This window comes from Bifidobacterium amazonense, from assembly GCF_018555435.2.
Classification (GTDB): domain Bacteria; phylum Actinomycetota; class Actinomycetes; order Actinomycetales; family Bifidobacteriaceae; genus Bifidobacterium; species Bifidobacterium amazonense.
In genome coordinates this window covers 142,019-164,649 of the sequence record NZ_JAFEJT020000001.1, presented here as the reverse complement: position 1 = coordinate 164,649, position 22,631 = coordinate 142,019, and the positions used below count along the sequence as shown (strand labels likewise).

Below are 22,631 nucleotides of genomic sequence, written 5' to 3'. Positions count from 1 at the left end.
GTTCGCCGCGGCCCTCATATTCGGTGACGGCTTCGGTCGGGTACGCCGGGGCGGCCTGCTCGTCGGCGTCCGTATCGGTGTCGGTGGTCTCGGTGGTGTCTTCGGTCTGGTCAGCGACGGCTTCGTCCTGATGCTTTTTCTTCTTGCCGAATCCAAACAGTCCCATTGGTGTTCCTCATTTCATTGACGGTTGCAACCGTGACTAGCGTAGCACCACGCCTTGCGTTTGCCTTGTGGTTGCCTGAATGATATGGATGCCGCGCGGCGAAGATCACACGTCATACGTGATCGTCAGCGGCGCATGGTCGGACCATCGCGCCTCGTAGGTGGGCGCCTTGTCGATGACGAACCCGCGCGCGGTTTCGGCGAGTTCCGGCGTGGCGAACTGGTAGTCGAGCCTCCAGCCGACGTTGTTGTCGAACGCGCGCCCGCGCTGGCTCCACCACGTGTACGGGCCCTGGATATCGCCGGCGAGGTCGCGCATCACGTCGACGAACTCGTATTCGCCGAGCCATCGGTCCACGTACGCGCGCTCTTCGGGCAGGAATCCGGCATGCGTTTCGTTGGCCTTGGCGTTCTTGATGTCGAGCGGCGTGTGCGCGATGTTGAAGTCGCCGCACAGCACGGCCTGTCTGCCGCCGTGCGCGGCCTCGTCGCGCAACTGGCCGAGCCGGACGAGCATCGTGTCGAGGAAACGGTATTTCTGGCTCATTTTGACCGGATCGTCGGCGTTGCCGGCGTGCACGTACACGCAGACGACGGTGATCTCGTAGCCTTGCGGCGTACGCAGGTCGGTTTCGATCCAGCGTCCCGAATCGACGTCCTCGTCGAGTCCGGGCAGCCCGTACCGGCGTGCGACGACCGGCAGGTCGCTGAGCAAGGCGACGCCGGCGCGGCCCTTGACGCGGCAGATCTCGTTGGTCAGCGCGAGGTCGCCGGCCTGTTCGATCGCGCCCGCTTCCGCGTATTCGCCGGCGAGCCGGCCGACGATGCGGTCGATGTCGGGCTGCGGGGCGCGTACTTCCTGCATGCACCAGACGTTCGGCGCGTTGCGTGAGGCCCAGTCGGCGATGCCCTTGCGTTCGGCGGCACGGATGCCGTTGACGTTGGATGTGGTGATGGTGATCATGGCCCCCATCGTAGCCCATGCACGGTTATGCGTGACTATGCGCGGCTAAGCGCGGGGGAAGGCCTGCGCGTAGCGCGACTTGAGCTGTTCGATGGACACGTGCGTGTACCGCTGCGTGGTTTTGAGCGACGAATGGCCGAGCATCTCCTGCACCTCGCGCAGGTCCGCTCCCCCGTCGAGCAGATGCGTGGCGGCGCTGTGGCGCAGCGCGTGCGGGCTGACGTCGGGCACGCCGGCCTCGCGTGCGAGCCGGTGCACGATGCCGCGCACGACCCGCTGGTCGATGCGTTTGCCGCGCGCGCCGAGGAACAGCGCCCGTTCGCCTGCTGCGGCGAGGACCTGCGGACGGCCGCGTTCCAGCCATGCGTTCAGGGCCGCGGCGGCGGGCGCACCAAACGGCACGACGCGCTGCTTGTTGCCCTTGCCCGTGACCTTGAGCGTGCGATTGGAGAAATCCACGTCCGCAATGTCGAGTCCGACGAGTTCGGCGACGCGGATGCCGGTGGCGTACAGCGTTTCCATGATCGCCGCGTCGCGCAGGTCGATCGCCTCCTTCGCCGGATCGTCGTCACGGCGCGCGTCCGTGTCGTCCATGAGCCGTTCGGCCTGCGCTTCGGTGAGCACGGCGGGCAGCGTGTTCGGGATCTTCGGCGTGAGCAGCACGGCCGCCGGATCGGCCGGCATCAGGTTGCGCTCGTGCGCCCAGGCGAAGAAGCCACGCATCGCCACGACCTTGCGCGCCATGCTCGAACGCGCGTGCGTACGCGAGGCCTCGGCCATCCATTCGCGCAGATCGTCGGTCGTGATCGCGGGCAGTTCCCCACAGTCATGCGCAGCCAGCCAGTCCAGGCATGCGCCGAGATCGGAACGGTACGCTTTCAGCGTATTGGCGCTCAGCCCGCGGTTCGCCTTGAGATAGGCCAGAAACCCGTCCAACGCGTCGTCGAAAGCCATCATGTCCTCCTTGCATGCACCGATGTTCATGCTACCCGACCGCCGATAGACTGTGCATATACCGAAACGAGGGAAACGAGGCGGCAATGGGACGGCATGCGGCAGTGAAAGCGCCACACGGCGTGAAGACCGGGGCGAGCACCGTGGCGACGGACGGCGGCGAGGTGGTCGCCCGGGCGATCGATCTGACGAAGACCTACGGCGACAAGGATTCGCAGGTCGTCGCGCTCGACCATGTGAACGTCGAGTTCATGCGCGGGCAGATGACCGCGATCATGGGCCCGTCCGGTTCGGGCAAGTCCACGCTCATGCACTGCATGGCCGGTCTCGACAAGCCGAGCGGCGGCAAGGTCATCGTCGAGGGACTCGAGGTGTCCTCGATGAACCAGCGGCAGCTCACCAAGCTGCGCCGCGACCAGATCGGCTTCATCTTCCAGTCGTTCAACCTGGTGCCGACGCTCACGGCTGAGGAGAACATCCTGCTGCCGCTGCAGATCGCGAAGCGGCCGATCGACCGCGCGTGGTTCGACAAGGTCGTCGACGTGGTCGGCCTGCGTTCGCGGCTCACGCACCGGCCGAGCCAGCTGTCGGGCGGCCAGCAGCAGCGCGTCGCCTGCGCGCGTGCGATCATGGCGAGGCCGAGCGTGATCTTCGCCGACGAGCCGACCGGCAACCTCGATTCGCATTCGAGCCGCGAAGTGCTCGGTTTTCTCAAGGATTCGGTGCGCGAGTACGGTCAGACGATCGTGATGGTGACGCACGACCCGCGCGCCGCCTCGTACGCGGACCGCGTGCTGGTGCTTGCGGACGGCCGCATCACGCAGGATCTGCGGCATCCGACCTACGACGAGATCCTCGAGGTGTTCGCCGGCGAGGGTGACGAGGTGGAGGAAGCCGGAACGCCGGCCGCCATGGTTGCCGCGACGGATATGGGAGCCGTGACGGATCCTGCGGCCACCGCCGCGACGACGGACCGGGAGGCTGTGCAGTGATCCGCATCGGCTTGCGCGACGCGCGCGCCCATTTCGGCAGGTTCGTCATGTCGATCATCGCGATCGCGCTCGGCGTGTCGTTCGTGGTCGGCTCGTTCTGCTTCCGCGAGATGATGAGCAGCCAGGTCGACCAGATGCTCGCGTCGAACTCGGACGCCGACGTGTACGTGCGCGGCAGCGAGGAACAGCAGGACGACACGTCCATGTCGTCCGCGTCATCGTCATCGACGTCGTCATCATCAACATCGTCGTCCGACGAGTCGAAGTCGTACAACCGCATCGACGAATCGCTGGCCGACACCATCGCCAAGGTGAAGGGCGTCGACACCGTCTCGATCACATACTCGGTCTCCGGCATCGTGCTCGTCGGCAAGGACGGCAACGCGGTATCCACCACGGGCGCGCCCACGGTGGCGCTCGGCCTGGCCAAGGGAACGTGGCGCTCCGCCACGCTTACCGAAGGCCGCTGGGCGAAGACGAAGGGCGAAGTCGCATTGCATTCGTTCGCAGCCGACACGGCCGGGCTCAAGGTCGGCGACACCACCAAGCTCGTCTATCCGGACGGCGCCGTGGACGTGAAGGTCGTCGGCATCTTCGACACCGACTCCAGCCAGGCCGGTTCGATCATCATCGGACTCGCGCCGAGCGTCGCCAAGGACTACTTCCAGCAGGAGACCGGACAGGTCGGCATGGTGCGCAACATCGGCGTGTACGGCTCCGCCAACGATGGCAAGCCGCTGACCGTCACCCAGCAGCAGACGCTCGCCGACCGCATCGCCAAGGCGCTGCCGTCCGACTCGAAGGCGCGCGCGGTCACCGGCCAAAGCGTGCGCGACGACAGCGCGGCGGCCACCAAGAAGGCGCTCGGCTTCATCCAGCCGTTGATCCTGATCTTCGCGGTGATCGCACTGTTCGTCGGCTCGTTCATCATCGCGAACACGTTCTCGATGATCGTGCGCGAGTCGATGCGCGGCTATGCGCTGCTACGTTCGGTCGGTGCCTCCCCCGCGCAGGTGTTCTCCACGGTGATCGTGCAGGCGATCGTGCTCGGTCTGACCGGCTCCGTGTGCGGCATCGGGCTCGGCTGGGGCATGGTGCGGCTCATCGTGGCCGGCATGGGCCATATGGGCATGCCGATGTCGGGCGCGGTGGATCCGAGCCCTTCGGACATGCTGGTCGGTCTGCTCGTGGGTGTGTTCGTCACGTTGGTCGGCGCGGCGCTGCCCGCCCGGCGCGCGGCGATGGCCCCGCCGATCCAGGCGATGAACGAGACGGTGAATCCCGAAAAGCCGGTGTGGCCACGTGGTCTGGCCGGACTGCTCATGATCGCGTGCGGCGTGGTCTCGTGGCTGTTCTGCTGGCGCATCGCGCTGGCGAAGGCCGACGATACGGTCGCGATCTCGCCGTGGGGCTTGCTTAACGACTGGGGTACGTCGCTTGGCACCGGCTGGCCGCTTGGCGTGGGCGCCGGACTGGTCGTGATCGGCGTGATCGTGCTCTCCCCCGCGCTGGTGGGACCGGCCGGCGCGGTGCTCGGCTGGATTCCCGCGCACGTGTTCACCGTGACCGGGCGTCTTGCGACGCGCAACCTGTCGCGCGGCAAGCGGCGTACGGCGAACACGGCCGCCGCGCTGTTCGTGGGCGTCGCGATCGTCAGCTGCCTGTCGGTGGTCGCCTCGTCGGCGAAGGCGTCGGTGGCCGGCATCGTCGACTCGGGGCTCACGTCGGACTTTTCGGCCATGTCCGCGTCGAACGGGCGCATTCCCGATGACGCGGTCACGGCGATCGAGAAGACGAAGGGTGTGGGGTCCGTGTCGCGTTCGCGCATGCTGCTCGGCGTGACCTACGGTTCCGGCGACGACAAGACCACGGCGATGACGTTCGCCGAACAGCCGTCGCTGTTCACCGACGTGTTCGCGCCGGTCACGAACTCCGGCGACGCGGACAAGGCGCTGCGCGGCGGCGAACTGGTCGTCGGCATCACGGTCGCCAAGGACAATGGCTGGAAGGTTGGCGACACGGTCACCGTCAACGGCCGGCAGGTCGTCGTCGACAAGGAGGCGACGGCCAAGGCGCAGGCCGACTATCAGCAGCAGGTGCAGAACAACATCGCCGCATTGCAGGCCGAGGCGCAGCGGCTCATGGCCGCGGGCGACGCGGCCGGCGCGCAGGCCAAGGTCGACGAGGCGACGAAGGCGGCCGAGGAGGCGAAGAACGTCGACCCGTCCACACTGGTCAAGACGAAGACCTTGGAAACGCACGTCAAGGCGAGGATCGGCGCGATCATCGAGAACTCGGTGTACCGCTCGATGGTGCTCATGAACGATGCGCTGGCGGGCAAGATCGCCAACGACTACACGATGTTCACGATCATGCTGTTCGTCAACGCGAAGGACGGCGAGGATCTCGCCGCGCTCAAGAAGCGTCTGGTGAACGCGGTGAAGCCGTATTACGTGGTCAACGTGCAGGATCGCGAGGAGTTCAAGTCGACGATGAGTTCGATGGTCGACCAGATCCTCATCATCCTGTACGCGCTGCTCGCCCTGTCGATCGTGATCGCGGTGTTCGGCATCGTGAACACGCTCGCGTTGAGTGTCTCGGAGCGTACGCGCGAACTCGGCCTGCTGCGCGCGATCGGCACGTCGAACGGTCAGGTGCGTGGCATGCTGGCGATCGAGGCGTCGATGATCGCCGTGCTCGGCACGCTGATCGGCGTGGTGGTCGGCACGGCCGCGGGCGTGGTGATCCGGCAGGTGTACGAGTCGAACGGTCTGGAGAAGCTGTCGATCCCGTGGGGTCAGCTCGGCGCGTTCCTGCTGTGCTCGATCGCCGTCGGCATCATCGCCGCCCTGCCGCCGGCCCGTCGCGCGCTCAAGGTCCCCGTCCTCGACGCCGTCGCCACCGATTAAACAGCATCGCGCACAGCGCGATTCCATCTACCGGTTTTTGAAGTAGGCGAAGAGTTGGCGTTCGCGCGTGAGCAGGATCGCGGCGAACCCGCCGAGCAGAAGCCCGGCGAACCCGGCGACGGGCACGCGCAGGAACGTGTTGTACAACGCCGCCATGTTCGCGGGGTTTCCGGTCAGCCACACCCATGCGAACAGCGGGGAGCACAGCAGCACCGCCAGAATCGCCGCCGCCAACAGCTCCAGCAGCACCTGCAGGACAAGCACGCCTTTGGGCAGCCCCGCGTGCAGCGCGGACGCGAATTCGAGCCTGCGCATGCGGATCATCACGAAGCCGAGCGCGAACGCGACCACGAGCATGACCCACGGGGCGAACGCCGTGAGCCGCTCGTCGAACCGGCTCGCCGAGGGCGGCGTGCTGCCGAATCGCGTGTTGAGCTGGCTGATCTGCGGACGCTGCTCCTTACTGGTGATGGTCGCGGTGAGATACACGAGCGTATCGATATCGTCCGGCACGGGCCATGTGCGCACCATGCACACGTCGAACGGCCTCGTGGAGTTGACCGGTTCGAGCACGGCGTACGAATACTGGCCGTCGCGCCCGTCGTCCGGATAATCGTAGACGCCGCGCACGCGCGCGTTTCCCCCGCCCTTCAACGCGACCGTCTGTCCGGCCCGCGCGCCGAGCGTGTCCGCCACGTCCGACGACAGGATGACGCCCATGCCGTTCCCGTCGTCGGCAAGCGCGGGCGAGAACAGACTGACCGCGTTCGGCGTCGTCTCATAGGTGGGGATGCCGGTGGACGGCAGCGTCGCGAACGTGATCTTGCGGCTCGCCTGACGCAGCGCGCCGGCCGCCTGCACGCCGTTGACGCCGACAAGTCCCTCGCATGCGGCGCCGTCGATGCCGTGCTGCAGCGTGATCGTGTACGTGGCCGCGCCGGATTGCGCGTACGAGTCCGCCTCGCCGATGAGTCGATCGGTCTGGGCGAGATCCATGCCGAACAGGAGCGCGATGCCGAGGGCCAGCGCCAGCGTGGCCGCAAGCGTATGGCTGGTGCCGGAGATGATGCTGCGCCACGCCTCGCGCATGGCGATGCGCGCCCTGACACGGGCGACCTGCCGTGGCGGTCGGGGTTCGTCATGCTGCCTGTGCTGCGTCATGCCGGTCTCCCTACTGGTAGTGTTCGAGGTCGATGACGTCGCTGGCCGCGTCGCGCGTGCGATGGTCATGCGTGGCGACGACCACGATCATGCCGGATCGTGACAACGCGCCCAGGTATTGGTCGACCGCGTCGGCGGTGCGCATGTCGAGCTGTGCGGTCGGCTCGTCGACCAGCAGCAGGTCCGCGTTCGTCGCGACGCCGCGAGCCAGCATCAGCCGTTGTGCTTCGCCGCCGGACAGTTCTCCGAACCGTTTGCCGGCGGAATCGGCCAGTCCGAACCGTTCCAGTTGTTCGCGGGCCATGCGTTCGGCGTCGCCGGTCGCGTATCCCTGTCCCAGATACGGCAGCATGACATGGTCGAGCGCAGTGCGCCGGGCCACGCCGATCGGATTCTGGAACACCCAGCTGATCTTGCCGATGTCCCGGCGTACGACCTCGCCTTCGCTGGGTGTCTGCCAGCCTGCGATGATCGACAGCAGCGTGCTTTTGCCCGAGCCGGACGGGCCGACCAGCGCATACACGCGCTCCGGTAGCAAGGTCAGCGTGATTCCCCGGAACAGGCGGGTTCCCTCCCCGAACGCGTGTCCCACGTTCTTCAGCTCCACTACGGGTCCCATGGCGGTCACCTGCATGGCGTCGCGTCGTCGCCGGGCGCGATGTCGATGCGGCCGAGCGAGTCCGTGTCCACGGTGATCTTCGTCTTGCCCAGTTCGGACGCGATGATCGTCACCGGCATCGGCTTGCCGTCGGATGCGACGCAACCCGTGTCGCCGGTCACGTTATACAGGGCGGACGGCGGCACCTCCCACACGTCGAGCGGCGTTTTCAGCACCCAGGTGAACGTGACCGACAATGATCCCGCCGCGCCGCCCGAGCCGCCCGTCGCATCCGACATGCCGTTGGAAGCCGTGCCGTCGCCGGTGGCCATGCCCGCCTGCGTTTTCGCCACAAGATACTCATTGCTTGACATGATCGCGTCCAACTCGCCCTTGTCGGTGATCTCCGTCACGTCGGCGGGCATGTCGAATCTTTTGTCGCCCACGACGATCACGCGGTCGCCGGCTACCACCTGCGTGTTCGGCAGGCTCACCGCAGCGCTGGTCGGCGTCGAACCGGTGGAGAACAGCTCCGTGCCGGACGTGACGCTCTGCCCGACCTTCGCCGTGCATGCGGCTATGGGAGCGGACGTCTGGCTGAGCCACACGAAGTTCGCCGGTCCGATCGCCCATCCGGTGTCCTTGGTGAGCGGTTTGGCACCGACCGATTGGACGAGCGCGTTGTATGCGACGATCGTGTCCCACGTCATCGTATCGGTGTTGGGAGCGGCATAGCCGAGCCGGATCAGCTCGGCGTTCAGCGCCGCCGCGTCGCGACCGCTCATGCCAGATTCAAGCATGCGGTACATCGGCACATCGGTGTGCAGCATCAACTGGCCGACCTCGTCGATCGCATACAGGCTCGAACCGGATCGCACGGTCATGCCGGGCGTACACGAGCTGCTGGTGACCGTGCCCGCTCCGACGGACGTTACGGACTGTCCTGCACCCGACGAAACCGTCACCGTCGCGTTGCGCACATCATCGTACCGGCTTGACACGGGCTTGACGGTCCCGCCCTTCGCTGTCGACACCAGCGTGGGCGGGATCATGCTTTTCGTCAGCAGGAATCCTCCCGCCACACCGCACGAGGCCAGCACCAGTCCTATCAGCACCATCACGGACACCGCCACCGGCGCACCGCCGCTACGCCGCTTGCCTATACGAAATCCCATGACACCCCCTCACCACACCACCACATCGTCCCGGCACGGCCCATTCCGCACCAGTTCTTCCATACTATGCCAACGAACGCCATGACGTGCCTTGCGTGTCGATAAGAAAGAGGATAGACTTCTTTTTTACCGGAGGGAATGGGGGCCGGTTTCGTATTGTTGTGCAGATACGAACTATAACTCCAAGTGCAATACTGCTCTTGTCTGGATGTTTCATTATCTAATAAACAGTAATAAATCACTCAACGATGAGGAAAATATCCATGAAAATGCTACAAAAAATTACTACCGGCGTTATTGCGGCCGGGTTGTCCGTTCTTATAATCGGATCTGGATTTACATTGGCACAGGCTTCGGAAACAATTTCATACGGAGCGGCACCCTGTAATGGGGTTGCTAATGGCTACTACGCGGAAGCAACGACATGGTATTGTCAAGCGCAGCACCACGTTTGGGGCCTTTATAAACCTAATCCAACGCAGGGCGGCACAGTTCATCGTTATGGTGCTTGGATGCCCGCCGGTTTCCGATCCGCAGCGGATCGGACTGACGTTGATGTCGTCGGATACACGGGAACCTACAAAGTGTACATGTAATAGTCAGCAAAGGTGACTGTCGGTCCGCTATCTTGTCTGGAGCGGATCGACAGTCGTACCCGCCAATCGATTGCAGCAAGGAATAATGATGAGACTTAAACGAGTGATAGCACTGTTGCTGCCTGTGCTGGTGTTAGGGTGCCCTGGCTGCGCCACGCAGTCGACGAGCGGTCAGGCTGATCCGTTTTCCGGCCCGTGGGGCGCTTCCCTGAAACAGGTACGTGACGAGTCCGATAACGAGACCGTGCGCAAAGTGCTTGAGGACGGGGTCATCGACGACGCCGAACAGGCCCAGATCGAATCCGATATGACCCAGTGCATGGCCGACCTCGGCTACGAATGGATCTACATCGACAAAGGCGACGGCGGAGAAGCAGTCAACAGCACCGAGCGGACACGGAACGCGACCGGACAGGAATCCAATCAGGCCAAGGAAAAGTGCGGCAAGTCCACCGGATTCGACCCATTGTTGGAACTCGCACGGCAGATACGCAACAACCCCGAACATAAAAATCCCAGCGAACCGATCTTTGATTGTCTTCAACGCAAGGGCCTCGTCGACAGGTCGGTTACATTCGACGAGTACTGGGACTCTATGAAGAGTGGCGACACTAGTTTGAGCGACAAGTTGTTCGACAAGTACAAAGATCCCGAAAACCCCGACTACGATCCACAACAAGCTCAAACATTCCAGCAATGCTCCGTAGCTCCAATGCAGTAAGTCTTGAACAGCAAAAACATGGATGCATTGCTACTCTTTATAAAAATCTATCGCTAAGACAAATCATCACTCAAAGGATGAGCTATGAATACAATAAATATGATGAAAAAAGGTATTGTCATCCCGATAATAGCAGTAGTAATAATCAGTATGATGATTTCGACAGCGCATTCCGCGAAAGCGAGCAGTCAAGCACCTTGCGGGGGATTAGCTACTAGTTTGTATGCGCAAACAACGACACGAGGATGCGAGGCTCAACACGAGGTATGGGGATATTACAAACCCATGCCGCGTGATCCCAATGTATATAGACGAGGGCCATGGATGCCTATGAATTATCAATCCCGTGCGATTCAAGATGATATCGACCGAGTCGGATACACAGGACATTACCGAGTGGAATAAGCAATTAAGATGCGGCCCGTTAAATCTGACGGCGTACCGCTAATCCTTTATTTCATTTGACTCGACAAGCGAATACTGGAACGAGAATCAATGAAAGTCAGACGAGTGATAGCACTGTTGCTGCCTGTGCTGGTGTTAGGGTGCCCTGGCTGCGCCACGCAGTCGACGAGCGGTCAGGCTGATCCGTTTTCCGGCCCGTGGGGCGCTTCCCTGAAACAGGTACGTGACGAGTCCGATAACGAGACCGTGCGCAAAGTGCTTGAGGACGGGGTCATCGACGACGCCGAACAGGCCCAGATCGAATCCGATATGACCCAGTGCATGGCCGACCTCGGCTACGAATGGATCTACATCGACAAAGGCGACGGCGGAGAAGCAGTCAACCCCACCGAACGTGCCCGGGGCAAAACCGCACAGGAAACCAGACGGCATCTGGATGGATGCGGCAAGTCCACCGGATTCGACCCATTGTTGGAACTCGCACGGCAAATACGTAACAACCCGGAGCACAAGGACATCAATGAGCTGATTCTTGAATGTCTGCAACGCAAGAAACTGATCGACAAGTCGATGACACTTGACGAATACTTGTATATGCTGGAGGATCCGGCCGCACGATACAGGGTGCTCGGCCCATACGAGGATCCCGCGTACCCTGATTATGATCCGCTGCAAGCAGGGGTGTTCGTCCAATGCACGACCTCTCCGCAACGCTGACTCAAGTTGACGATGTTGATCTGATCACTACGAACAACGAGACGAGGAACGTATGATGCATCCAATGAAGAAATTTACGGCCGGATTGATAACAATGCTGATGCTAACGTGCGGATTGTCCGGCTGCTCGTCGTCGGATGCCGGTGGCGACGCACCGTCACCACCGGGTGTGACTGCCGGAACGGACACGAACGCCGGCCCATTGACAAGATACGCCAGCCCGAAACGGAAGGACCACACGCTTGAGGATCCGGTAGCCGGCACGTGGAAGACCGACAAGCCGGCCCCGACTCCCATCGACACCGGGTTCGACCGCGTATGGCTCGAGTGCGAACCCAAGAACACGAATTCCAATACCGTGTCATGGCAACGTTCCGAGGATCACACGCGCATATGGCTGCATACCGAAACGACTGTCGGCACCATCGTCGACGAGACACGATCGTGCATGGACAGGATACTGCAGCTCGGCAAAACCTCCGATCCAGCAAACGCACCATCTGAGTGGGAAACGCAAACCGCCGGTCAGTACAGGGTTTACCAGAGGCGCAGCAATGGGGCGTTAGACATCGTATGGCAATACGGGAATCTTCTCATGACTCAAAAAGTCATCGAATATCCCATCTACCGGGTCACGATGCCGGACGCATGGTACATCAGCTACGTGCTCGATTCGACCGTGCACGCTTACCTCTCCGGCAGAGACAGGACGGACCTCGAACTATGCCGCGTCGTTATGTCGTGGTCCGAAGACCCCGGAGATCCCAGCGAGAAACTGATCGAAACGAAGGACATCAACGGGTTCCCCATACAGTTGTGGGTCAGGTACTGGGCATATATAGCGGTCACTGATCCCGACTCGGTCTCACAGGAAGACGCGCGAGCCATGACCGAAATGCAGTCGGGCGGCACCGTGGACTACGACCAGCTCGTCGCCCAGATCAAACAAGGCGACACCAGCGGATTGGCCGCCATCGACGAATACCTCCGTACGCATGTCGCCATCACGGCGACGTCGCAATCGTGAGCGCACGAGGTTGAAAGTAGCCCCAGCTTTTTTGCACGCAAACGGAGCCGGTGACGCTGGAATCCATAAACGCTGGCGTAGGATGGAATCGTCAGTACGGTAGCCGAAGGAGGCCATCATGCCCATTCCCAATGAGATCCCGGCCCATGCGCGCGTGGTCGTGCGCGTGTCGGAAGGCGTCGATCCGGTCGATCATCGCATGAAATACCGCGACTACGTGGGCCATGTCCGCTCGTGGGACGGTCACCGGCTCGAGCTGACGCGCGACGCGGCCGCCAACGGCTCCCGCCCCGAGCAGAACGTCACCATCGACGCGGACACGATCATCACGCTCAAACCGGTGCCCGAACGGCACGTCACCCGCCCCTAGTCGAGCCGCACCACATCATTCCTATACGCTATACGGCGGAACGCACCTGCACGCGCACGGCGTGCTCGCCGGCGAATCCGATGACGTGTTCGCCGCGACGCGCCGACGCCAGCAGATCGGCCTGCCAATGCGCGGGGTCGAACGCGACGTCGCGTTCCTCGTAGCGCACGTCGTCGGTACGCTGGGCCATCTTGTAGTTGCGGAACGGCTGTCCCGCGGCGAAGAAGCGGGTCATTGTCTCGCCGTCCCCGTCGCGCAGCGCATCGGCCACGGCCGTAAGCCGTTCGGCCATTTCGCGCAGCAGACGCTCCACGTTCGCGGCGTCCTCGTCGACCATCGCGCGCGTGCGGTTCGGGTCGGTCAGTGCGACGCGCGTCATGTCGCGCCACGAACCGGCGGCGAGCGCGGCCGCGATGTTGCGGTTCGGATCGTCGACGAGCTGGTTGATGAGCGCCGTGGCGACGACGTGCGGCATGTGCGAGATCAGCGCGGCGGCGCGGTCGTGCGTGTCGTCGTCGAGCACGATGATGCGGTTGCCCGCGCCGTCGACGATCAGTCGCGCGACGTCGAGGAACCGTTCGTACGACGTGTCGTCGCGTACGGTGACCGCCCACAATGCGTCGTCGTAGAGCGCCGGATCGGCGGCCTGCCAGCCGGACAGCTCGTTGCCGGCCATCGGATGCGCACCGACGTAGCACTCCCCCAATCCGGCAGCCTCTACCTGGTCGCGCACCATGCCCTTGACGCTGCCCACGTCGGTGAGCGTGGTCACGGCCGGGTCGAGCACCGGCTGCAATGCGTCGAGGATCGACGGCATGGCCTTGAGCGGGTTGCACAGGACGATCACGCGCGGTCTGGCCACGGCCAGTTCGGCCAGCGAGGCGACGCAGCGGATGCCGTCGGCCTCGGCCTGCGCATACGGGTGGTCGCGATGGTTCCATGCGATGACGGGCACGCCGCGCCGCACGAGCCGGCGGGCGAGCGAGCCGCCGATCAGGCCGAGGCCGACGATGCCGATCGTCATGTCGCGACCGTTGCCATAACCGTCGCCGCGCACGTTGTCACGCGACTTGTCGTTGTCTTCTACCACAGCAGTTCCTTTCGCGTCGTCGTCTCGTTCTGCCATCCGCTCGCGGACAACGTTGCCGAAGTTTCCGAGTCCGGGTCGAGGCGCACGCCGCCGTTGGGCAGCGACCATGCGTAGACGGGCGGGTTCGGCCGTTCCTGACGCGGGTAGACGGCCAACGTTTTCACCCAGTCGCCGTGTTCGGCCACCTCGGTGAGCGCTGTACGGAAGCGCTCCTGCCAGGGGGCGGCGTCCATCGTGGCGATGAAGCTGTACGTGCCGCCGCGGCCCTTGATCGGCCGTGAGATGAAGCTGGTCATGTTCAGTCCGGCGTCGCGCAGCACGTCGAGCAGGTTGGCGAGCACGCCGGGACCGGTGCTGAGCGGGATCAGCGTGACGATCGATTCGAATTCCCCGGTGCGCGACTTGAGTTCATTCAACAGTTCCGGCACTTCGCCACGCGGCGCGAGCACGAGGAAATCTGTGTGTGCGCCGGGATAGTCCTCGACGGCCGTGGCGACGCGTGTCAGCCCGTACAGTTCGCCGCAGATGGACGGGCCGAGCGCGACCTGTCCGGGTTTGAGATCACGGCAGGCGGCCCCGTTCGATGCGGCTGGAGTCGGTTTCAAGCCATGCTCGGCGGCGAAACGGCGGCATTGCGCGAGTCCGTGCGGATGCGCGGTGATCGTCGTGCAATGTGCGACGAGCTCGTCCGCGTTCGCGGCGACGTCGCGGTTCTTTCGTCCGTCCTCTCGCTCGGCTCCGGTGGAACGGACGAACGCGTCGAACGACACGTCGACGCCGACGCGCGCGAACGCGGCGACGTCCGCCGCGTCGATGAGCGCGTCGAGATTCGGCACGACGTAGCCTTCGATGTTGTTCTCCCATGCGATCACGCCCCAGTCGCCGCGCGTCTGCACGGCATTGAGGATCGTGGTCACGTCCGGCTCGGCCTGCAGCGTGATGCCGCCGCAGAGCGGAGACAGTTCGGCCACCGCCTCAAGTGCGGCCTGATGGGTGAACGTGCCTTCCGGGCCGAGATAGTGCAGTGTGCGCACGTTGTGCTCCTGGTTCGCGTCCGTCATGCCCTCGCCGCCGTTCCCTGCCCGGTTTCGGTGTCATGGTCGGCGTCGTCTTCCGCACGTCTCGCATGTGCACCTGTCTGCGCACCATCGTGCGGTGCGGCGGCCGATTCATCAACGGTCGTATCTTGCACGCCGTTCGCGACCGTGCGCATCCGCTTGTCCGGTTCCGCGTCAATGCGGAACCATTTCGGCGGCATCATCAGCAATGCGACCTGCACGACGATGCCGCCGAGCAGCCAGATGTAGCCGGCGTGCTGGCTGAAGTACGGCAGGGTATCGGTATTGAATCCGGCCGGCGTGAGCACGTCGCCGCCCGCGGATCCTGCGGCGATCAGCCATGCGGTCGCCGACGAGACGATCAGATGCACGGCGAGATCGGTCACGCCGCCGCGCGAGCGCGCGCACCACGCCGACATGCCGAGGATCGCGAACGCCAGCACCAGCCCGTACGGGATGTTCATCGACGCGCCCATGCGATGCGCGAACGTGCCGACAAGCGCCGCGGCGACGCCGGCCGCCGCCGTGACCAGCACGCGCAACGGCGCATTCAGCTCATGCGACCACGGCCGCATCCGATCATTCCGAGTTGAAGTCATGCGTTTCAGTATAGGGTCGCCTTGTACTCGCCGCGTACTGCGTGCCACGATCGAGACACCCCAAGGCACAAACTACTGGACTCTTGGACGATCGGCAAGAAACCGGATACTCCCGAGATAAGCTCCAGAGCGTTCTCTCTTGGACTGTGTGATGCGAAAACTGCTTTAGACATTCTGAAGATTCCTCATCAGATCATCGACGGAAGAGAACGTCGCACCCTCATGAGCTTCGGCCTGCCGACGAGCTTCAGCACTCAGCTGGTTCTTCCCTGTAACGCGGAACGGCATGCCATTATCGGTCAACGCCTGACGTAAAACCGTGTTCAGCTCAACCGACCAGTCCAATCCCATCGATTCATACCTCCTTGAAGTGGCCTATTGACCCACGTCTGGCCTCATACACTGGTCTCATAGTCTCATACTGGTCACGCGATGGAAAAACGCGCGGTTCTGCCATCGCGTGACTGGCCGATCACGCACGCGATAGATTGAAACGGGTCAATGCCATCGCGTGACCCCGAAAAACTCGGTTTCGCGGTCACAGGATGGAAAAACAGGCGATTCTGCCATCGCGTGACCAACAGCAAAGTCACGGGATGGAAAATTGGAGCAAAATACCATCCCGTGACCTCGGAACCGCTCCCCAAACCCGGATTCCAAGGTCATAGGATGGAATGGAAACGAGTCAATGCCATCCCGTGACCACAGGCAAAGTCACGCGATGGAAAAACACGCCGAAATACCATCGCGTGACCTGATATGGCATGGCTGACGAGACAAAACCGGTTGGGGGCCTCGGGAATGGATCCCGAGGCCCCCAACCGGTTTAGTCAGACAGGCTTAGCAGGCCTTACTTGCTGGCCTGGTTGTTCTGACGACGCCGAGGCGTTAAACGAACAGTCCAGTGGACTGTTCGTAGCCGAGGTAAGCGGATGCAATACAGGCATCCGCGAAGGCAGCGTCGTCAGAATAATCAGGCTACTTGTTAGCCTGATTATTCTGACGACGCTGCTTGGCGCGCCACTTGTACCAGTCCTCGCGGCCGAGGATGATCTTGCGCACGCGGATGGACTCCGGCGTGACCTCGACGCACTCGTCCTCGTTGGCGAAGTCGAGCGACTCCTCGAGGCTCATCTTGACCGGCGGGGTGAGGGTTTCGAGCACGTCGGCGGTGGAGGAACGCATGTTGGTCATGTGCTTGGCGAGCGTGATGTTCACGTCGAGCTCGTCCGGCTTGTTGTTCATGCCGACGACCTGGCCCTCGTACACGTTGGACTGCGGCTCGACGAAGAAGATGCCGCGGGCCTGCAGACGCTGCATGGCGTACGGGGTGGCCACGCCGGCGCGGTCGGAGACCATCGAGCCGTTCTGGCGGGTGACGATGGCACCGGCCCACGGCGCGTAGCCGGCGGACAGCGAGGAGGCGATGCCGGTGCCGCGGGTGGCGGACAGCAGCGCGGTGCGGAAGCCGATCAGGCCACGTGACGGCACGGTGAACTGCAGGCGCACCCAGCCGGAACCGTGGTTGGACATGGAGTCCATACGGCCCTTGCGGTCGGCGAGCAGCTGCGTGACGGTGCCCATGTACTCTTCCGGCACGTCGATCGTGGTGTTCTCCATCGGCTCGTTGATCACGCCGTCGATGGTCTTGGTGACGACCTGCGGGCGGCCGACGGTCAGCTCGTAGCCTTCGCGGCGCATCTGCTCGGCGAGCACGGCCAGCGCGAGCTCGCCGCGGCCCTGCACCTCCCACGCGTCCGGACGCTCGGTCGGCAGCACCTTGATGGACACGTTGCCGATGAGCTCGCGGTCGAGACGATCCTTGATCATGCGGGCGGTGAGCTTGTGATCCTTGCCTTCGCGGCCGGCGAGCGGGGAGTCGTTGACGCCGAAGGTCATGGAGATGGCCGGGTCGTCGACGTGGATGAGCGGCAGCGGCTTCGGGTCGTTCGGGTCGACGATGGTCTCACCGATCATGATGTCGTTGACGCCGGCGACGGCGACGATGTCGCCCGGGCCCGCGGATTCGACCGGCTGACGGTCGAGGCCCTGCGTGCGCAGCAGCTCGACAACGCGGAAGTTCTCGATGGAGCCGTCGACGCGGGACAGGCCGTAGGTCTTGCCCTTCTCGAGCGTGCCGTTGTAGATGCGCACGAGGCCGAGTCGGCCGAGGAAGTCGGAGGAGTCGATGTTGGCGACGTGGGCCTGCAGCGGCGCGCCTTCCTCGTACTCCGGGGCCGGGATGTACTTGATGATGTCCTCGAAGAGCGGCTCGAGGTTGTCGTTGTCCGGCAGGGCGCCGTTCTCCGGCTGGTTGGCGGAGGCGTAGCCGGCCTTGGCCGCGCAGTAGACGACCGGCAGGTCGAGCAGGTGGTCGAGGTCGAGGTCGATGCCTTCCTCGACGACGTCCTGGGCGAGGCCGAGCAGCAGGTCGGTGGATTCGGAGACGACCTCTTCGATGCGGGCGTCCGGACGGTCGACCTTGTTCACGCACAGGATGACCGGCAGCTTGGCCTCGAGGGCCTTGCGCAGCACGAAGCGGGTCTGCGGCAGCGGGCCTTCGGAGGCGTCCACGAGCAGGACGACGCCGTCGACCATCGAGATGCCGCGCTCGACCTCGCCGCCGAAGTCGGCGTGGCCGGGGGTGTCGATGATGTTGAGCGTGATGCCGTCCGGGTAGCCGTACTTGGCGGCCAGCGGGCCGGTGTACTCGACGGCCGTGTTCTTGGCGAGGATGGTGATGCCCTTCTCGCGTTCGAGATCGTTGGAGTCCATCACGCGATCCGGCACGGCCTCGCGCTCGTTGAACACGTGGGACTGCTGGAGCATTGCGTTCACCAGCGTGGTCTTGCCGTGATCGACGTGCGCCACGATCGCCACATTTCGAATATCACCACGAACCGCCATCGAAAACCTCTCTTAATCGACTTGTCGTTGCTTGCGTAAATTTCAATCGGGTCGGGAACTGGTTCACCCTGTTCTTTGCACACAAACCGGCCCAAGCATACCGGAACGCTTCGACGGAGGCGATATGCACCGTACGTGATCCAGCGTCCCAACCGTCACGTTCGCCGCCAGATCGCCGTTGGTTGAGTCACCGTCGGTTCATCATCGAGTCGCAGTCAGCTGGTTCGCCGTCAGTTGTCTCGTCGTCAACCCGTCGTCGGCCTGTAGTCAGTCCGTCGTCAGCGCAGACATCACCGCATCGGCCGCGCCCCGCACCGCCGTCGCATCCGCCGCTCCGTCCGCCGCACGCTGCGCGAGCCGGTCGAGATCCTCTCCTGCCAGTCCGTCCGCGGGCCGCTCGTCCGCGACGTACCGGTAAACGGCGGCCGGCCGCTGCCGTCCTTCGCGGACCTTCTCCCCCGTTTCGACGATGCTGCCGCTGGAGAGCATCTTGCGCCGGAAGTTGGCCAAGTCGACGCTGTCCCCGGTGATCGCCTCGGTCAATCCGTGCAGCTGACGCAACGTGAATTCTGGTCCGACAAGCCGTGCGACGAGCTCGGGATAGGCGATGCGTTCGCGCAGCTGACGCAATGCATGATCGATGATCTGCCGATGGTCGAACGCGAGTTCGGGCAGTTCGTTTTCGGGGAACCAGCGTACGTTGTCCGCTTCGGCGAAGTCGCGCGTTTCGGCCTGTCCGACGAGCGCCCAGTAGACGATCGACACCATCGGCAGACCGCCGCGGGAGCGGTCGGGGTCGCCGAACGTGTGCAGCTGTTCGAGATATTTCGGATGCAGGCTGGTGGTCGATTCGAGCGCGAGATACGCGGACTGTTCGAGCGACTGGTCGGCACGCAGGTCGCCGCCGGGCAGCGCCCATCGGCCTTGGAACGGCTGGCGTACGCGGCGCACGAGCGGCAGCCACAGCCGGCCGCGGCCCGCGTCGCAGGCCGGTCCGAGCGCGAGGATCACGACGGATACGCCGATCTGCGGCGGCTGCATCCTGCGTTCGCTGACGTTGCTGTATCCCATTGCCGCACTCCCTGTCTCGCACGATTCGTCGCGGATGCGAACGGGTCGTCTCAACCCGTTCGCATCCGTATTCAGCCCGATATTGTAATGGTGCCAATGACCATAAATGGCTCTTCGCATTGTGCCGTGTATGGGTTTGCGAGTGCGTCCGGCCGGTTTCGGAATCGCGCTGTGCGCGATGCGGTGTTGTTGGCGGCCTTCGGCCGCGGAGCTCCCCCACCCGACTTCGTCGGGAGCCCCCTCAGTGAGGGGGGGGGGGCCGAGGCTCCGCCAGCTTTACTACCGACAGCTACTTCGGTTGCCGTCGGCTTTACCGACTACAAGATGCCACGCACGGCGACGGGAGTGTTCGCAGGCAACACAGCATCGCGCGGTAGCGCGATTCCAATTGCCCGTTGCCGGGTCACTTACCGTTCTGCGGACGCGACGTCGGCGAGAGCCTCGGACGGCGGCAGGAACGGGGCGAGTTCGGGCAGCTGGGCAAGACTGTCCAATCCCATTTTGTCGAGGAACAGTTCGGTGGTGACGAGTCGTGCGGCACGCGATTCGGGATCCGCGCCGTCCTCGCGCACAAGTCCGCGCACGGTGAGCGAACGGATCACGCCGTCCGAGTTCACGCCGCGGATCGCCGTGACCTGCGCACGCGTGACCGGCTGCTGGTAGGCGATGATCGCGAGTGCCTCCATCGCGGCCTGCGACAGTCGCGCGGTCTGACCGTCGGTGACGAACGCGGTGACGACCGGCTCGAACACGGCGCGGCTCGCGTACTGCCATCCGCGTGCGGTGTGGCGCAGTTCGAATCCGCGCTGTTCGGCGTCGTAGTCGGCGCGCATCAGGTCGAGCGTCTCGCCGATCACGGCCGCGCTGCGTCCGAGCACGCGCGCCAGATCGGCTTCCTGCTGCGGCTCGTCGGCGGCCATAAGCACCGCTTCGAGGCAGGCACGCAGGCCGCCCTCGTAGTCGTCCGTATGCTGTGCCGGCGCCGCGTCCGTCGCTGTGGCGTCCGGCATCGCGCCGTTTGCCGTATCGACTGCCGTTCCGGCCATCTCGTTGACCGCCGTGCCGGTTGGTTCCGTTGCCGTCATGCAAAATCCTTTTCGCTGATATCCGTCGTCATGTTGTCGTCCTCACCGTCGGCCGAACCGGCGGTACCGCGCGGCCAACGCAGGTGCAGCGGCTCGTACGGTCCGTCCTGCTTGAACTGCAACGACCCTTGCTTGAAGAAGGCGAGCACGGCGAGGAAGCGCGCGACGACCTGCGCCTGCGAAGCCGCGTCCTCGACCAGTTCGTCGAAGGTGAGCGATTCGCCCTCCCCCAACGCGCGCAGCCGGTCGCGTACCAGCGCGGCCTGTTCCTTGAGGTCGGCGGGCGGCACGTGCAGCTGGTGTGTGGTCACTTCCTCCGGCGGCCGGTTGGCGATGGCCCGCGCCGCGAGCCGTGCGAGGTCGAGCGGCGTCGCGGTCAGCGCAAGTTCGGGCAGGATCGACGCGACGGCCGAATCGATCGACGCCGGATGCGGGTATCGGCCGGCGTTCGCGGCGAACCGTGCGCGGAAGTCGGCGGCGGCCTGTTTGAACGCACGGTACTGCAGGAGGCGCGCGAACAGCAGATCGCGCTCACGCAGCGCCTCCATGCTCGCGTCGTCACGCGGTCCCTCGTCGGTGCCGGGCAGCAGCGCGGCGCTTTTCGCTTCGACGAGAATCGAGGCGACGTCGACGAATCCGCTGGCCTCGTCCATATTGCGCGCGAAGTCCATGCCGCGCACATAGGCGAGGAACTCCTCGGTGATCGCCGACAGCGACACTTCGGTCAGGTCGAGACGGCGGTTGGCGATCATGCCGAGCATCGCGTCGAACGGACCGGAGTACACGTCGAGCGTCACACGGAAACCGCGATCCGCACGATCCGTTCGCTCCTGACACTCCGTCTCCGATACGTCAGCGGCTGGCTGCGCACCGGCGGACGCGCCGCCGTCCCCTGCCGATGCGGCTGCCGTGGACCCCGTATCAGTCATATCAGGCTTGTCGGCCATATCAGGCTTGTCGGCCATATCAGGCCCATCAGGCGTGGTTGTGGGTTCGGTCGTTGCCACGTTCAGGCGATCACCCCGCGGGCGACGAGTTCGCGGGCCACCTCGCGGTACTCCTTGCTGGTCTTGTGGCCGGGCGCGAAGATGGTGATCGGCGCGGCGGCGACCGTGGAGTCGGGCAGCTTGATAGACCGGGAGATGACCGTGTGGAACACCTTGTCCTGGAACGCCTCGTAGATGCGCTGCAGCACCTCCTCGCAGTGCAGCGTCTTCATGTACATGGTCACGAGCACGCCGTACACCTGCAGGCCGGGATTGATGCGCGACTGCACCTTCTCGATCGACTGCATGAGCAGGGCGACGCCGCGCAGCGCGAAGAACTCGGCGGCCACGGGGATGATCACGCCGTCGGCCGCGGTGAGCGCGTTGACGGTGAGCAGACCGAGCGAGGGCTGACAGTCGACGATGATCACGTCGTATTCGTCCTTGATGGGGCGCAGCACGCTGGCGAGGATCTGCTCGCGGCCGACCTCGGTGACCAGCTGCACTTCGGCCGCGGACAGGTCGATGTTGGCCGGGATGATGTCGAGGTTCTCGAATTCGGTGTGCTGGATGACCTCGTGCACGTCCATGCGCGGGTTGAACAGCGCCGTGTAGATCGTGTTGTCGACGAGGTTCGCGTTGATGCCGAGGCCGACGCTGGCCGCGCCCTGCGGGTCGAAGTCGACGATGAGCACGCGACGGCCGTATTGGCTGAGCGCGCCGGCGATGTTGATGGAACTGGTGGTCTTGCCGACACCGCCCTTCTGGTTGCACATGGCGATGACCCGCGCGGGACCGTGCTGTTTCAACGGTTCTGGTGCGGGGAAGGTCTCGTATTCGCGTCCAAGCAGATCGGTAGGCATACTAGTTACCTTATCATCTCCGTCATTGAGGGAACCCCGTCGCGCCGAGCGTTCGTCCCGTGGGGCCCGAACGCGGCGCTGCAGGCGTGTTCCGCTGAAAAATCCATGCTTATTATGGTCGCACGTTTGTACGAATCGGCTGTGCGCGCATCTTCCGCGTGTCCTGCCGCGCGTTTCCGCCGGCCATGCCGCGACGGTTGCGATCGCGGCAGTCGTTC

20 protein-coding genes are annotated in these 22,631 nt (G+C 64.0%); 6 read left to right on the top strand and 14 right to left on the bottom strand.

Annotation, left to right across the window (positions count from 1 at the left end; all coding sequences use genetic code 11):
* Window positions 1-271: 271 nt before the first annotated feature.
* Both JS533_RS00625 and JS533_RS00620 read right to left on the bottom strand, forming a co-directional pair.
* Window positions 272-1,129, bottom strand: coding sequence for an exodeoxyribonuclease III (locus tag JS533_RS00625; RefSeq protein WP_241512629.1), 858 nt, complete (start codon window positions 1,127-1,129; stop codon window positions 272-274).
* A 45-nt stretch (window positions 1,130-1,174) separates the two neighbouring features.
* On the bottom strand, window positions 1,175-2,083 hold the full coding sequence (locus JS533_RS00620) for a tyrosine recombinase XerC (protein WP_241512649.1): 909 nt from the start codon (window positions 2,081-2,083) through the stop codon (window positions 1,175-1,177).
* An 86-nt stretch (window positions 2,084-2,169) separates the two neighbouring features.
* Between JS533_RS00620 and JS533_RS00615 the strand changes: the two genes are divergently transcribed.
* On the top strand, window positions 2,170-3,075 hold the full coding sequence (locus JS533_RS00615; protein ID WP_241512628.1) for an ABC transporter ATP-binding protein: 906 nt from the start codon (window positions 2,170-2,172) through the stop codon (window positions 3,073-3,075).
* Entirely contained in the window at window positions 3,072-5,984 is a 2,913-nt protein-coding gene (locus tag JS533_RS00610; RefSeq protein ID WP_241512627.1) for an ABC transporter permease, read from the top strand. Before JS533_RS00615 ends, JS533_RS00610 begins: the two co-directional genes overlap by 4 nt.
* 27 nt (window positions 5,985-6,011) lie before the next feature.
* On the opposite strand, the gene JS533_RS00605 is transcribed toward JS533_RS00610, so the two are convergent.
* The 3 genes from JS533_RS00605 to JS533_RS00595 are packed head-to-tail and all read right to left on the bottom strand — an operon-like array spanning window position 6,012 to window position 8,918.
* Window positions 6,012-7,145 carry a hypothetical protein gene (locus JS533_RS00605; protein WP_241512626.1) on the bottom strand — a complete coding sequence of 378 codons (1,134 nt, stop codon included), beginning with the start codon at window positions 7,143-7,145 and terminating at the stop codon, window positions 6,012-6,014.
* A gap of 10 nt (window positions 7,146-7,155) precedes the next feature.
* Complete coding sequence (locus tag JS533_RS00600) at window positions 7,156-7,764, bottom strand: ABC transporter ATP-binding protein (RefSeq protein WP_241512625.1); 609 nt, start codon at window positions 7,762-7,764, stop codon at window positions 7,156-7,158.
* A 5-nt stretch (window positions 7,765-7,769) separates the two neighbouring features.
* Entirely contained in the window at window positions 7,770-8,918 is a 1,149-nt protein-coding gene (locus tag JS533_RS00595; RefSeq protein WP_241512624.1) for a hypothetical protein, read from the bottom strand.
* A 684-nt stretch (window positions 8,919-9,602) separates the two neighbouring features.
* On the opposite strand from JS533_RS00595, the gene JS533_RS00590 reads away from it, so the two are divergent.
* The 4 genes from JS533_RS00590 (at window position 9,603) to JS533_RS00575 (ending at window position 12,754) form a co-directional block, all read left to right on the top strand.
* Window positions 9,603-10,235 carry a hypothetical protein gene (locus tag JS533_RS00590; RefSeq protein WP_241512623.1) on the top strand — a complete coding sequence of 211 codons (633 nt, stop codon included), beginning with the start codon at window positions 9,603-9,605 and terminating at the stop codon, window positions 10,233-10,235.
* Between the two features lie 495 nt (window positions 10,236-10,730).
* A complete protein-coding gene (locus tag JS533_RS00585) occupies window positions 10,731-11,357 on the top strand; it encodes a hypothetical protein (protein ID WP_241512622.1) in 627 nt (208 codons plus the stop codon).
* A 52-nt stretch (window positions 11,358-11,409) separates the two neighbouring features.
* A complete protein-coding gene (locus JS533_RS00580) occupies window positions 11,410-12,384 on the top strand; it encodes a hypothetical protein (RefSeq protein ID WP_241512621.1) in 975 nt (324 codons plus the stop codon).
* 118 nt (window positions 12,385-12,502) lie between these two features.
* A complete protein-coding gene (locus tag JS533_RS00575) occupies window positions 12,503-12,754 on the top strand; it encodes a DUF6725 family protein (protein WP_241512620.1) in 252 nt (83 codons plus the stop codon).
* 28 nt (window positions 12,755-12,782) lie between these two features.
* Here the strand turns inward: JS533_RS00575 and JS533_RS00570 are convergent, their stop codons facing one another.
* The 9 genes from JS533_RS00570 to JS533_RS00530 all read right to left on the bottom strand — a co-directional run bounded on the left by JS533_RS00570 (window position 12,783) and on the right by JS533_RS00530 (window position 22,413).
* Window positions 12,783-13,778, bottom strand: coding sequence for a prephenate dehydrogenase (locus JS533_RS00570; protein WP_241512648.1), 996 nt, complete (start codon window positions 13,776-13,778; stop codon window positions 12,783-12,785).
* 59 nt (window positions 13,779-13,837) lie between these two features.
* Window positions 13,838-14,905, bottom strand: a complete 1,068-nt coding sequence (locus JS533_RS00565) for a prephenate dehydratase (protein WP_241512619.1) — start codon at window positions 14,903-14,905, stop codon at window positions 13,838-13,840.
* Entirely contained in the window at window positions 14,902-15,501 is a 600-nt protein-coding gene (locus tag JS533_RS00560) for an alcohol dehydrogenase (RefSeq protein WP_241512618.1), read from the bottom strand. The genes JS533_RS00565 and JS533_RS00560 overlap by 4 nt, the downstream gene beginning before the upstream one ends.
* A 165-nt stretch (window positions 15,502-15,666) precedes the next feature.
* Window positions 15,667-15,852: a hypothetical protein gene (locus JS533_RS00555; protein ID WP_241512617.1), complete on the bottom strand. Its 186-nt coding sequence runs from the start codon at window positions 15,850-15,852 to the stop codon at window positions 15,667-15,669.
* Between the two features lie 627 nt (window positions 15,853-16,479).
* The gene (typA, locus tag JS533_RS00550; protein WP_241512616.1) at window positions 16,480-18,408 is read right to left on the bottom strand and encodes a translational GTPase TypA; all 1,929 of its coding nucleotides are present in this window, start codon (window positions 18,406-18,408) and stop codon (window positions 16,480-16,482) included.
* Window positions 18,409-18,675: 267 nt separating this feature from the next.
* The gene (locus JS533_RS00545) at window positions 18,676-19,479 is read right to left on the bottom strand and encodes an NUDIX hydrolase (protein WP_338024155.1); all 804 of its coding nucleotides are present in this window, start codon (window positions 19,477-19,479) and stop codon (window positions 18,676-18,678) included.
* Window positions 19,480-19,886: 407 nt separating this feature from the next.
* On the bottom strand, window positions 19,887-20,564 hold the full coding sequence (scpB, locus tag JS533_RS00540; protein ID WP_420838600.1) for an SMC-Scp complex subunit ScpB: 678 nt from the start codon (window positions 20,562-20,564) through the stop codon (window positions 19,887-19,889).
* Window positions 20,561-21,493: a segregation and condensation protein A gene (locus JS533_RS00535; RefSeq protein ID WP_241512615.1), complete on the bottom strand. Its 933-nt coding sequence runs from the start codon at window positions 21,491-21,493 to the stop codon at window positions 20,561-20,563. Before JS533_RS00535 ends, scpB begins: the two co-directional genes overlap by 4 nt.
* 80 nt (window positions 21,494-21,573) lie before the next feature.
* Window positions 21,574-22,413 (bottom strand): ParA family protein, encoded by an 840-nt coding sequence (locus JS533_RS00530; RefSeq protein ID WP_241512614.1) that lies wholly within the window; start codon window positions 22,411-22,413, stop codon window positions 21,574-21,576.
* Between the last annotated feature and the right edge of the window lie 218 nt (window positions 22,414-22,631).